This is a genomic window from Leuconostoc miyukkimchii, from assembly GCF_019656055.1.
Taxonomy (GTDB): domain Bacteria; phylum Bacillota; class Bacilli; order Lactobacillales; family Lactobacillaceae; genus Leuconostoc; species Leuconostoc miyukkimchii.
In genome coordinates, this window is the sequence record NZ_BPKY01000007.1 from 120243 (window position 1) to 131942 (window position 11700).

The 11700-nt window shown below is 36.6% G+C and carries 16 protein-coding genes and 1 riboswitch; of the genes, 4 read left to right on the top strand and 12 right to left on the bottom strand.

The window, feature by feature from the left end:
• Together proB and K5Q13_RS08145 are read right to left on the bottom strand one after the other, a co-directional pair.
• Positions 1-816 carry a glutamate 5-kinase gene (gene proB, locus K5Q13_RS08140; RefSeq protein WP_220741261.1) on the bottom strand — a complete coding sequence of 272 codons (816 nt, stop codon included), beginning with the start codon at positions 814-816 and terminating at the stop codon, positions 1-3.
• Between the two features lie 196 nt (positions 817-1012).
• Entirely contained in the window at positions 1013-1942 is a 930-nt protein-coding gene (locus tag K5Q13_RS08145; protein ID WP_220741195.1) for an alpha/beta hydrolase, read from the bottom strand.
• A gap of 168 nt (positions 1943-2110) precedes the next feature.
• On the opposite strand from K5Q13_RS08145, the gene K5Q13_RS08150 reads away from it, so the two are divergent.
• The 4 genes from K5Q13_RS08150 (at position 2111) to K5Q13_RS09715 (ending at position 4893) form a co-directional block, all read left to right on the top strand.
• Positions 2111-3910: a M3 family oligoendopeptidase gene (locus tag K5Q13_RS08150; RefSeq protein ID WP_220741196.1), complete on the top strand. Its 1800-nt coding sequence runs from the start codon at positions 2111-2113 to the stop codon at positions 3908-3910.
• 170 nt (positions 3911-4080) lie between these two features.
• Positions 4081-4221: a hypothetical protein gene (locus K5Q13_RS08155; RefSeq protein WP_220741197.1), complete on the top strand. Its 141-nt coding sequence runs from the start codon at positions 4081-4083 to the stop codon at positions 4219-4221.
• A gap of 14 nt (positions 4222-4235) precedes the next feature.
• Positions 4236-4496 carry a hypothetical protein gene (locus K5Q13_RS08160; protein ID WP_220741198.1) on the top strand — a complete coding sequence of 87 codons (261 nt, stop codon included), beginning with the start codon at positions 4236-4238 and terminating at the stop codon, positions 4494-4496.
• Between the two features lie 130 nt (positions 4497-4626).
• Complete coding sequence (locus K5Q13_RS09715; RefSeq protein WP_246574223.1) at positions 4627-4893, top strand: hypothetical protein; 267 nt, start codon at positions 4627-4629, stop codon at positions 4891-4893.
• 57 nt (positions 4894-4950) lie between these two features.
• On the opposite strand, the gene K5Q13_RS08170 is transcribed toward K5Q13_RS09715, so the two are convergent.
• The 10 genes from K5Q13_RS08170 to K5Q13_RS08215 form a co-directional block, all read right to left on the bottom strand.
• A complete protein-coding gene (locus K5Q13_RS08170; protein WP_220741263.1) occupies positions 4951-5787 on the bottom strand; it encodes a DUF368 domain-containing protein in 837 nt (278 codons plus the stop codon).
• A gap of 6 nt (positions 5788-5793) precedes the next feature.
• Entirely contained in the window at positions 5794-6414 is a 621-nt protein-coding gene (locus tag K5Q13_RS08175; RefSeq protein WP_220741199.1) for a TVP38/TMEM64 family protein, read from the bottom strand.
• Positions 6415-6475: 61 nt separating this feature from the next.
• Positions 6476-7360: a DUF4097 family beta strand repeat-containing protein gene (locus K5Q13_RS08180; protein ID WP_220741200.1), complete on the bottom strand. Its 885-nt coding sequence runs from the start codon at positions 7358-7360 to the stop codon at positions 6476-6478.
• Complete coding sequence (locus K5Q13_RS08185) at positions 7350-7940, bottom strand: DUF1700 domain-containing protein (protein ID WP_220741201.1); 591 nt, start codon at positions 7938-7940, stop codon at positions 7350-7352. Before K5Q13_RS08185 ends, K5Q13_RS08180 begins: the two co-directional genes overlap by 11 nt.
• A complete protein-coding gene (locus tag K5Q13_RS08190; RefSeq protein WP_220741264.1) occupies positions 7937-8248 on the bottom strand; it encodes a PadR family transcriptional regulator in 312 nt (103 codons plus the stop codon). Before K5Q13_RS08190 ends, K5Q13_RS08185 begins: the two co-directional genes overlap by 4 nt.
• A gap of 83 nt (positions 8249-8331) precedes the next feature.
• A complete protein-coding gene (thiE, locus tag K5Q13_RS08195) occupies positions 8332-8967 on the bottom strand; it encodes a thiamine phosphate synthase (RefSeq protein WP_220741202.1) in 636 nt (211 codons plus the stop codon).
• Positions 8957-9790: a bifunctional hydroxymethylpyrimidine kinase/phosphomethylpyrimidine kinase gene (thiD, locus tag K5Q13_RS08200; RefSeq protein WP_220741203.1), complete on the bottom strand. Its 834-nt coding sequence runs from the start codon at positions 9788-9790 to the stop codon at positions 8957-8959. Before thiD ends, thiE begins: the two co-directional genes overlap by 11 nt.
• A complete protein-coding gene (gene thiM, locus K5Q13_RS08205) occupies positions 9783-10559 on the bottom strand; it encodes a hydroxyethylthiazole kinase (protein ID WP_220741204.1) in 777 nt (258 codons plus the stop codon). The genes thiD and thiM overlap by 8 nt, the downstream gene beginning before the upstream one ends.
• A gap of 160 nt (positions 10560-10719) precedes the next feature.
• A riboswitch (TPP riboswitch) is annotated at positions 10720-10808 on the bottom strand.
• Positions 10809-10865: 57 nt separating this feature from the next.
• On the bottom strand, positions 10866-11375 hold the full coding sequence (locus K5Q13_RS08210) for a hypothetical protein (RefSeq protein ID WP_220741205.1): 510 nt from the start codon (positions 11373-11375) through the stop codon (positions 10866-10868).
• Positions 11372-11668, bottom strand: a complete 297-nt coding sequence (locus K5Q13_RS08215; protein WP_220741206.1) for a hypothetical protein — start codon at positions 11666-11668, stop codon at positions 11372-11374. Before K5Q13_RS08215 ends, K5Q13_RS08210 begins: the two co-directional genes overlap by 4 nt.
• Between the last annotated feature and the right edge of the window lie 32 nt (positions 11669-11700).

Below are 11700 nucleotides of genomic sequence, written 5' to 3' on the forward strand. Positions count from 1 at the left end.
TTACACTCCTTTAAATAGTGTGCCTATCTTCTTACCATTTACAACATCTAAAATGATGGCTGGATTTTTACCGTTAATTAATACCATCTGACGATTATTTGACATAAGGTACTCAGCTGCATAAAGTTTTGTTGCCATGCCGCCAGTTCCTAAGTTTGATGAACCAACTGCACCATCTAATAATTGCTGTGTTATTTCAGTTACAAGTGGTATGGCTACTGCTTTATCATCAACATGGGGATTAGCAGTGTATAACGCATCAATATCGCTTAACACAATTAAACCAGCTGCATTGGTCTCATGTGTTACAATTGCTGCCAAACGATCATTGTCGCCAAATGAATGTTGATGATCCAATTCGTCAACAGCAATGACATCATTTTCATTAATGATTGGTATAACTTGCTGTGACACCATAGCTTCAATAGCATTAATCGTATGTTGCAACATTTGTTTATTATTAAATACATCATATGTCAACAATACTTGTCCGACATGTTGCTGATAGAAAGCAAAACTTTGATTGTAAATGGCCATCAAGTAACTTTGACCAATTGCCGCCAATGCTTGTTGTGCGGGAATATCTGTTGGCCTTTTGGTCAAATTCATTTGTTGTAAAGCGACACCGATAGCACCAGAAGTAACTAAAATAACTTCGTAACCATTCTTTTGTAATTGTGTCAATGTTTGGGACAGTCGATTAATCACAGGATACTTAATTTCGCCTGCTGTATCAACAATTGTACTCGTGCCAACCTTAATAACTAAACGCTGCCATGACTTGGCACGGTTATTTTGTTCTGATGATACATGCATAATTTTCTCTTTCAAACTTTGTAGCAGCCGATTTGCATTTGTCGTTATTTTGATGTCTAAACAATCGTATAACGATTTCCTCATTTAATATCCATTATTATATCATGAAAAGCGATATTAAAATAAAATAGTCATAAAAATACGTTATGAAAGTTAAAAATTTCAACTCTCATAACGTTTACCTAACTATTACAATCTACTGATCATATTGTTTTAAAAATGATTGGATTTGCTGGCGGTATGCAACAGGATGATCATGAAAACTTTGAACATGTTCTGACCCTTTTCCAATCCACAGTTTTTTTGGTGCATGTAATGCATCGTATAGCGGATAAACCATTGCAGTTGGTACGAAAGTGTCAGCACCTCCTTGTATGAAAAAGGTTGGTCGCGTACTTTTTGCTACCTGCTTTAGTGGGCTAGCCTCACCGTAGAAATAACCTGCACGTACCTTGGAAATACCGGACACAATGTTAACCATTGGGAACCAAGGTAAATTATACATATTGCCTGCTTCATGCTTAACTTCATCTAAAACACTTGTATAAGATGAATCAGCAATCACTGCCTTAACTTGTTTTGGTAAGTCAGGTTCACCAGATGTTGACAGTACTGTTGCTGCACCCATACTCATGCCATACATGATGATATCTGAATTTTGTCCATTTTTAGTAATGATCTGGTTCAACCACTTAATGTAATCACGCCGGTCAAGCCAACCATATCCTATCATTTTCCCACTTGAATCACCATGAGCTCGGTTATCAGGAATCAAGACATTGTATCCGAGCTCATGAAAGAGCTCACCATAAATAGCCATGGTGGTTTTGTTATTGTGCCAACCATGGGCTAAAATAGCGGTTTTATTCGTTTTATCGGCTGCCGGTACATACCAGGCATCCAATTTCAAGCCATCATTTGATGTTTCATGCCACGTTTGTTTTGGACGCGCCAAAAAAGTACTTTCATAATGGTAGAGCGGATTACTTTTAGAGCGCAAAGTGTCTGGTTGATTTGCTGCTATATCGCGTACCTGTGCCACATGAAAGAAATACATGCTAGCTATCAATAAGGCTATCGCGATAATCAAAACAAACCCTATTAGCCATTTGACTAGGTTGTGCATATTCGTTTACCCCTTAAAACAATAATTTTACACCTCATGGACCATTGTCGCAACAAAAAGCATATATGGTAAATGACCTCTTACCGATGTTATAATAATTTCATTTGATTGCCATTATTAAATCATGGAAAATGGTATACTAAAATAAAACTAAAAAGAGGATTATAAATGAGTTACTCGCAAAAATGGGACTTAGAAAGTATCTACCCAGGTGGTATTGAATCACCACAATTAGCAGAAAAGTATCAACTTGTTGCTACCCAAATTAAAAATTTTGATACACAAGTAGCGGTAAGTACTGGTTCAACAGAAGAAATTGCTGATTTATCTGATTTAGCACAAACAATTGGATCTGGTCTAGGAACCATCAATATTTTTGTCAACGGTCTATCATCTGTTGATTATGGTAACAGCATCTATACACCACATTTTGATAAGATTGGTCATTTATTCGCTGACTTCTCATCGCCACTAAACAAGTTTCAAAAATTATTACTCTCCATAGATGAAACGAAATTTCACGAGTCACTTGAGTCACCAAGGCTCAAACCGATTGCTTTTTATCTCACTGAATTGCGTACCAACGCTAATCTACTCCTTGACGATACCACTGAATCATTAATTAACAAGTTTGATCTCGATGGCCAACAAGCTTGGTCTCAGCATTACGATACAATTTCAGCTTCACTATCAATGCAGTACACAGATGCAGACGATGGTAAAACACGCGAGATTTCTGCAGGTCAAGCTTTAAATATGCTTGATGGCGAAACAAACAGTGACACGCGTGCAAATATTATGTCCAACTATGAAAAAATGTGGGCAAATGCTGAAAATCTCACTTCTGACACACTTAATCATTTGGCAGGATTTCGCCTAACTAACCAAAAAGCACATGGGCGCCACTCACATTTAGAGCAACCACTAGAAATGAACCGCATGTCACAAGCTACTCTAGACACTATGTGGCGTGTTGTTGATGAAAACAAACACATCTTTAAGCCGTACTTTGATCGCAAAAAACAGTTGCTTAATATAGAAAAAATTGGTTGGCAAGATCAAGTTGCACCACTGAATAACGTTGGAGACTATCAACCAACAGAGGTATCATATGATGATACTGCTGCTTTTATTATTGAGCAATTTGGTAAATTTTCTCCAAAAATGGCAGCCTTTGCTAAGATGGCTTTTGAAAAAAACTGGATTGAATCTGAGAATAGACCCGGCAAACAACCCGGCGGCTATATGGAATCCGTACCTGACCTTCACGAATCACGTATTTTTTTAACTTACACTGGTTCCGTGAACGATGCAGCAACAATTGCCCATGAACTTGGACACGCTTTCCATTCATCGCAATTAACAGATTTGCCCCTATGGCGTGATGCTTATGCTATGAACGTAGCAGAAACTGCCTCAACGTTTGCTGAGTTAATTGTTAATGATGCTAATGTTAAAAGCGCACAATCAGATGCGGAAAAGTTGGTCTTACTAGATGCTAAAATGACTAACCCAATTGCAATGTTCTTAAATATTCATGCACGTTTCTTGTTTGAAGACGCCTTCTATACTGAACGAAAACAAGGTATTGTAACACCACAACGTTTAAATGAATTAATGGATGAGGCACAAAAAGTTGCATTCGATGGCATTCTTGATGTTCGTCACCCGCATTTTTGGTCATCTAAACTTCACTTTTTCATTGATTCTGTACCTTTTTATAATTTTCCATATACTTTTGGTTATCTATTTTCGGCTGGAATTTATGCTCAAGCACAACAAGATGGTGCCGGTTTTGAAGACAAGTATATTGCTTTACTTCGCGATACAGCAAATATGACATCTGAAGAACTTGCAAAGAAGCATCTCAATGTTGATTTAACACAACCTACTTTTTGGCAAAATGGCGCAGATCTTATCAAAGCAGACATTGATGAATTCTTAAAGTTATCCGAACAATTCATATAAAAAATAAATCTATAACGTAAAATAAAGTTGGAAACGTTGGAAAAACGATTGATATTGCAACAATTGCGGCTGGTGCTGGTTTTTCAGCGAAAAGCACTACTGCAGTTTTGAAATCTATTAAAGCACATCGTGCAAATATTAACAGGGCTTTATACGGCAAAATCAAAGTAATGCTAGGAACATCGGCGGTATCTTGGGTAGGCACGGCGTTAGACCTTGCTTCAACAATTTCAGGATACAGCATTGGTTCAGTACTAGCAGAAACACTTGATCGTCTGGATGGGGAAAATGATAATTTCGTCTTTGCATAAAGAAGGTATTTTTAATGAAAAATAAAAGTGTTTACATGAATACAAACGTCCCATATGTCTATGCAACAATTTTGTTAGCTGGACCTGTTGGTTGGATGATGTTAGACATGTTTGATTCTGCACCGTCTCAACATCAAGTCATTACGACGTTTATCAGTATTTTTGGTCTTTTCGCAGTTGGCTTCTTCTGGGGTCGGACATCGCGAACAAATGAAATTCTAAAATTATCGGAAGAAATTGATAAATTAGAGCAAAAGACTCATCGATTAGATTAGTTATTAATGTTGAAAGGGCATTCTGTGGATGTCCTTTTATGTTGGAAATACTATATATTTATCAAAATAATTAGACCGCTGCTTTTGTGTTAATAAGTGGCGCTATTACTCATAGTGATCAAGTGTTCAGATGTTCATTAACACGTTGAAGGATTTTGGCATGACGCAAATCATGAGCCGTAACCCGACACCAGTCGACAATGCACCGATTAAGAGCTTTTTCCATGTTTTAAAAGCCAATATCGTGCATCTTAAACAGTACGAATCGTTTCACGATTTCAAAGTGGTCGTGATGCCTTTATTAATTATTACAACAATCAACGCATCAAGCAAAAACTCAATGGTCTGTCGCCGGTTCGATATCGGCAACTCACCACTGAGTCTGTTAGTTAATTAATTCTATTTTGTCCAACTATTGGGGTGCACTTCAAAATAGTGTATACGATACGTTTTTTTATTTTAACTTTTGTTCTAAATGACTCATCCAATAACCCAACCAAATACCGATTACCAATAAAACAATACTGGCTACCACACTGATAGCTGTGAAGCCAGAATAATCTGCCACCGGTGGTACCACAATCAATAACGTTGATACAACAACAATACCTAAGATAAAATGATAAACTTTGGCATGATAATGTTGCAGTAGGTAATTCATAATTTTTGAAAATAGAATCAATGTTATCAATCCACCAATAGCCATTGGTAGAAAAACACCAATATCGGCATTTTTAAAACCTTTAATCATGGGATCAAATAAACCAAGATAAAGCAAAAGATTAGATGGACTCAAACCTGGTACGATCACACCCAATGCAATTAGACCTCCCGCTAAAATCCACGAGAAGAAATTTACTGGCATGTCACCAAATATTGCTGTCATATTATACAAAAATAGGCCACCAAGAACCATCGTTGCCAAAAAAACATACCAATCAGATCGTTTGCGACCATATTTAGCGCTTTCTCTAAACAATGACGGTAGCGTACCGATAATCGCACCAGCAAATCCCCACAAGACAATAGCTTTATAAGTTGTTAGGAGATACTCAAGTGGATTACTCAACAGAATAATACCCGCAATACCACCCAATCCAACTGGTACAAAGTACCAAAAGTCTTGTTTAAAGTTTTGTCGAATGTGTGCCATAAAGTTTAACATTCTCTCGTAAAGACCAAGAATGGCTGCTAAAACGCCACCTGAAACACCTGGTAGTATAAAACCTAACGCAATAAAAATACCTTTTATAAAACGCGTCAGCCAATTTTTGATATTATCTTTTTCCATCATTTCCTATATTCTAACTAATTTAGTAAACCAATCGAAACCATATAATAAAGCAAAACTATAACAAGCTATGCCTATTGGTTTGCTCAATACTAATATCCACGTAAATTTCTTAAACGACATCTTCGTCAAACTTGTCAATAAAACTAATGTATCATCCGGTGCCATTGGCATAACCATCAAAATGATAAATATTTTGGTCCAACCATCACTATTAAGTTTATCAATATATTTGTGATGTGTCTTGCGCGAAACAAATATATCAACAAGTGGTGTACCAAAGAGACGTCCAATTTGAAATAAAACTAAAGATCCAATAATAATACCAATATAATTATAAACAAATCCTAGCCAAGGACCAAACAACATTGGACCAACAGCCAGTGTAATGCCACCTGGAATAATTGGAATGATGACTTGAACCATTTGTACACCAATGAAAGCCAAAGGCCCCCATACGCCGAGACTATGAATAGTTTGACGTAATAATGTTTGATTTGTTAACAAACCGATACGCCAAAGGTATAAACCAACACCAATTGTAGCAATCAAACCAACAATACTAACCAATTTTATCAACCTTCGTGACATTTGGCGTTTTCTAATACTTAATGTAATTTTTTGCATACTGAATAATCCACACTTATTATTTCATTAACAGCACACATTTTTTTGGAAATTCTGTGTACTATTCAATTTCAATATCCCCATTCTCATTTTGAATAACAAATGCAACCTGCCCTGATTGTTGACCCGGAACCGTTGGTGATATTTCAGTTTCGCCATTTTCAGTATGTGCTGAAAATGTTGGTAACTGTGTTGTTTCTATTGAGATATCACCATTTTCATTTCGTAGATAACCGCCCGTTTCTATTTTACTATGTTCGAGCTCAGCATCACCATTTTGTAAGTCAGCTTTTAAAGTTTTAATTGTGCTTCCTGCAAGTGTCAAGTCGTCATTCTCTAAACCAACCTGCAAGTTATCAGCTGTCAAATTATGAAGATTAGCTTCCCCATTTTGTACATCAAGGGTAATATTTTTTGAAATCACACGCGTTAAATTAACATCTTCATTGTCAGACTTAACGGTAATATTTTCAGTATTTAAATCAGACAGTGTTACCTCACTATCACTTTGTGTGACATCAATTGTATCAATTTTTGACGTTTCCGGCACGGTTATAATTATTCGTGGCATCCTGATATCTGAGTCATCTAAGTCAAAAGATAAAATACGACGTACACCTGTTGTTGCCTTAACATTTAATTCACCATTTAAATAGGCAACTTGTGCTTTATCCTTACTATCAACATGAGTTTCTGTCACTGAAAATTGATTCCCTCGTTGAATATAAACGTTTTTACTATTTGATTCGATTTTAATTTTTTTGATAACTGATGTATCTTTTGGTAACTGATTAGACAAATTTGTTTCTTTCATATCAGTTGTTTTTTGATATGAAATACCATTATCCCAGACCACTGTTCCGGGTTTTTCAATTATTGCAGCAGTTGTAGCCATCACAACACCAACTGCTAATAATGATGCACCAACAATGACTTTACGCTTCATAATTCTCTCCTTTTTTTATAAACTGTCGACCAATCCACTTAATTAAACTGGCAAACCCATTAAATACTACGCGCATACCGGCAATAAATAAGGGACCAACAAGTATTAACAATCCGATTGCAGCTAGACCGATACCTATTGAAAAAATACCGCCCGTAACCGAACTAAATATAATAGCAACACCGCTCACAATGCTAACGATGGCAATAATTAATATTGTAAACAAGACAGCTAGTATAGTCACAATAACTGATCCAACAACTGCAACTATCGCGATTAATATGGCTATTATCAAAATAGCTACTGGTAAAATAACTGGTGAGGCTAATATAGCCAATATGACCATCCAAATCATTTTTATTTGATTTTTGGGTTTCAATTCAGTCGTGTTTTCAGTATTCATATAGTAATCAGCTACTAGACGTCGTGCAAAATGTTTTGGTGTTCCAAATTTTTGTTTTGCTTGCTCGTCCGTCAAATGAGCATCTGTAAAATATTCATCATAATACGCCAATATCTCGTCACGCTCTTCACGTGGCATTGCATATAATTGTGTTTCTACATCGTTTAAATAACTCATTTGTGTTCTCCTAAAATTGCATTGATACCAGATGAAAAATCTTGCCAATCACGCTTTATATTTGTTAAATGTTGTCGGCCATCATCAGTTAATTGATAATATTTTCGCATACGACCCTCAAATGGTTCACTATATGTCTCCACTTCCCCACCTTTTTCAAGTCGACGTAATACCGGATACATAGTTGATTCTGAAATTTTTACATGTTGCTTTACCTTTTTTGTCAGTGCATATCCATATAGATCTTGTACGTCTAATATTGCTAAAACTGTGCCATCAAGTAATACGGTTGGTGCTTGTATACTCATATCAATTCCTTTTTCTATTATCATATTGTTTATACCTATACTATACAGGATATAATATTGTTTTTCAACTAAAAAAACAGCAATTAAAATTGCTGCCAATACTGTAATATATTACTAATATCATTATTTTGACTAATCATACTGATGACTGCCACACCAGCAACCTTTGTCGCTACAACAGCCGCCAGGTTATCACGCTCAATACCTCCAATAGCCACCACTGGCCACCTACTTTTTTGAACTAATTCTTTGAGGCCAATCAGTCCTATAGCAGGATTTGCATCAAATTTGCTTGTTGTCTCAAACACTGGACCAACACCAATATGATCAATCCCTTCAAACTCCGCAATATGATTATATTCTTCTAGCGTAGAAACTGATACACCAACAAACAATCCTTTACTGGCGGCAATATTTGCTTCAACGCTGCCATCCCCTTGCCCAAAATGTACACCGTCAGCTGCAACAAGATGCGCTAACGCAATATCATCATCTATTACAAGGGGTACTTGATATGCTGCGGTCATCTTCCTGACACGATACGCGACGTTTATTTTGTCCTGCCCAGTTAAAGATCCTACACCCTTCTCACGATATTGAAATAAGGTAATACCATGACGTAAAGCTTGTTCTAAAATAGAATAAAAACTCTTTTCATCAGAAACATCTTGTGTTCCTAATATAAAGTATCGCGTTAACATTTTTTTATCAAATTTCATCTAAAACCTCTGGCTGATTTAATGCCGATACAATCGCTAAGTGATTCAGTGGTCCATGACCATGCCCCACCTGAATACCATTTCGAATAGTCGCATCAACATAGGCTTTTGATTTTATAATTGCTGTTTTCATATCTAATCCCAATGATAATTGTGCTGTAATCGCAGCTGAAATCGTATCACCTGTACCATGTGTTCTTTCAGTTTTAACACGACTATTTTTCAACCAAAAATGATGACCATCAGCTAATAACACATAGTCATAAACATCATTGCCTTCTCCATGTCCGCCTTTTAATAAGATATTTTTTGCACCAAGTACTTGTAGTTTTTGGGCAGCTTGATCGATATCTTCTGGTGTATGAATCACCATATCAGCTAACACTTCGGCCTCTGGTATATTTGGTGTTACCAGTTCTGATAGTGGTAGAAGTTGTCTTTTTAAGGCTGAAATTGCATCATCATTTAATAACTTTGCACCACCCTTTGCTATCATCACTGGATCTAGCACATATTTACCAAAGTTATAGGATTTTAACGCGTCTGCAACAACACCGACCGTCTCAGGATCGCCTAACATCCCGGTCTTAACAGCACGAATATCTAAATCAGCAACAATAGATTGTAACTGTTTTAAAATAATATCAGGTGTCAGCATCGCAACATCCTGTACACCGCGCGTGTTTTGTGCCGTGACTGATACAACAACATTAGCACCATACACACCCTGAGACATAAATGTCTTCAAATCAGCTGATATGCCTGCACCGCCACTTGAATCTGTGCCGGCAATCGTCAAAACTTGTGGTGTCTCATTACTCATGATTCACCTCACGCTTGATGAAGTCTTCAAGTTCTGCTTGTTGTAATAAATATAATTCATCTAGTAGTTGATTAACAAAAAAACCTGGTGTTGTCACTTTTTCACTGGCTTTTTTACCGGCCAATTTCATTGTTGCCATTGCACGCACTGTATTATCAATTGAAATAACGTCACTATTGTAAGTCCCAATCAATGCTGATAAACCATCACCAGTTCCAACATTTGTTGCCAGTAAAGGCACATCAACTGGTATCACCTTTGTTGTGTCACCATCACTAACGACGTCTATTTTCCCACTCAAAGCAATTATTGATCCAGTTTTTTTAGCAGCCAACGCTGCTATTTTTTTAACATCCCCATTGCCTGTCGCATCAATACCTTGACTCAAAAATTCGATGCCTGCAAACCAGGCAATTTCAGCAGCATTACCGCGAATAATATTCACTTGTGCATCAGCCATCAAAGCCGTTACTGGTATACTTCTTGATGGTATACCCACAGCAACAGGATCTAAAACAACAACCTTACCTGCATGATTCGCTAATTGTGCAAGTTTAATGGTTTCAAGTAACTCTGCACGACGCCAAGTACCACTATTAATCACTACAGCATCACTTGCAGCAACCAAGTCTGGAAATTCTTCAATTTCACGTGCCATGAGTGGCGAACCACCAACGACATTGACCACGTTAGCCACAAACTGTGGTGTAACATAGTTGGCATAATTAAATACAAGTGGCTTTTTGTTTTTTATTTCCAATAGATTCATAAATTCATTCTCCTCGTGTAAATACCGGTATTTACTATATTTGTTAAAATATATCCAAGGTACACCAATAGTTTTTGAGTGCCTGACGAGACAAAAAACCGTCGACTGGTTTTCACGTAGGAAAAAACAGTCAACGGTTATCAAAAAGTGCTTAAATTTAATTTTCGTGAACGTATCTCCCTTCGCATGCATTATCATGATCAGGTTCGATGGGTATTTCTCAGCCAAAAGGCACCCCAGATATATTTATTTAGTTTATGAACTCATTGTAACTTAGAAAAAATGCTTATGCAAGACAATAATTGCTTAACCCCACCATAACTTATCATCAAAATCACGCATTTGTCGTGACAACGATAACTGTTCTGCTGATGTCACATGAATATAACTTGTTGTATAAGGATTTTTCATTAAATTTTTCATTTGCTTGTAAATGTCACCATTTAAAAATGTTGCTAATGCTTCATGATCAGGCCAAAAGCTCCATAGCATATAATCTGCGTGGCCGTTACTATTTTGTGCAAGAATTCCGTTTTTTGGTACCAGTTGTGTAATCAACTCATCTTGACGTCCTTTAGTCTGAAAAGCGATTTGATGTACAACTGTCCCTGTTGGATTAGCCATCACAACCAAACTATCAAATGACATCGGACGTTTAAAGTTTTTTACCAACTCTGGTGCATCAAAAATCAAGACATTTGTACCAGCTAACTGTGATTCTTTGCCAAGATAGAAAAAATTATTTGGCTGTGTGGCTTGCAAACTTAGTAGTTCAGCCGATGATTGTTCTGGCGCTAATACTAAATTAATTTTCATAAAAAAGGCTCCTTAAGTTTTTTTACAACATCTACGGATAAGCGTGATTGATTATCAATAATAAATTTATTGATACCTGCAAAAGAAGTGAAATCAATATCAGATGCAACGAGCTGATGGTGCAACAAAACTTTGGCAAAAGTAATATCTGCCAATGTTATCATATTCATTCCCCAATGTTCACTTAATAATAGTGTTTCCCAATGATTTGTTAATAACGCCTCTGCTCGTTGAAAACGCATATCTTTATCAATAAAACTACGTAATTCACTCGGATTTAATTTTTCATTCATTAAGTTAACCTGATAATACGTATCACTTCAAT

Coding starts and splice junctions, on each gene's coding strand:
- thiD (WP_220741203.1), bottom strand. CDS start 9,790: ATGAGTAATGAGACACCACAAGTTTTGACGATTGCCGGCACAGATTCA.
- K5Q13_RS08145 (WP_220741195.1), bottom strand. CDS start 1,942: ATGCACAACCTAGTCAAATGGCTAATAGGGTTTGTTTTGATTATCGCG.
- K5Q13_RS08180 (WP_220741200.1), bottom strand. CDS start 7,360: ATGAAGCGTAAAGTCATTGTTGGTGCATCATTATTAGCAGTTGGTGTT.
- K5Q13_RS09715 (WP_246574223.1), top strand. CDS start 4,627: ATGTTCATTAACACGTTGAAGGATTTTGGCATGACGCAAATCATGAGC.
- K5Q13_RS08215 (WP_220741206.1), bottom strand. CDS start 11,668: ATGAATGAAAAATTAAATCCGAGTGAATTACGTAGTTTTATTGATAAA.
- proB (WP_220741261.1), bottom strand. CDS start 816: ATGCATGTATCATCAGAACAAAATAACCGTGCCAAGTCATGGCAGCGT.
- K5Q13_RS08160 (WP_220741198.1), top strand. CDS start 4,236: ATGAAAAATAAAAGTGTTTACATGAATACAAACGTCCCATATGTCTAT.
- K5Q13_RS08210 (WP_220741205.1), bottom strand. CDS start 11,375: ATGAAAATTAATTTAGTATTAGCGCCAGAACAATCATCGGCTGAACTA.
- K5Q13_RS08185 (WP_220741201.1), bottom strand. CDS start 7,940: ATGAGTTATTTAAACGATGTAGAAACACAATTATATGCAATGCCACGT.
- K5Q13_RS08155 (WP_220741197.1), top strand. CDS start 4,081: ATGCTAGGAACATCGGCGGTATCTTGGGTAGGCACGGCGTTAGACCTT.
- K5Q13_RS08170 (WP_220741263.1), bottom strand. CDS start 5,787: ATGGAAAAAGATAATATCAAAAATTGGCTGACGCGTTTTATAAAAGGT.
- thiE (WP_220741202.1), bottom strand. CDS start 8,967: ATGAAATTTGATAAAAAAATGTTAACGCGATACTTTATATTAGGAACA.
- K5Q13_RS08150 (WP_220741196.1), top strand. CDS start 2,111: ATGAGTTACTCGCAAAAATGGGACTTAGAAAGTATCTACCCAGGTGGT.
- K5Q13_RS08175 (WP_220741199.1), bottom strand. CDS start 6,414: ATGCAAAAAATTACATTAAGTATTAGAAAACGCCAAATGTCACGAAGG.
- thiM (WP_220741204.1), bottom strand. CDS start 10,559: ATGAATCTATTGGAAATAAAAAACAAAAAGCCACTTGTATTTAATTAT.
- K5Q13_RS08190 (WP_220741264.1), bottom strand. CDS start 8,248: ATGAGTATACAAGCACCAACCGTATTACTTGATGGCACAGTTTTAGCA.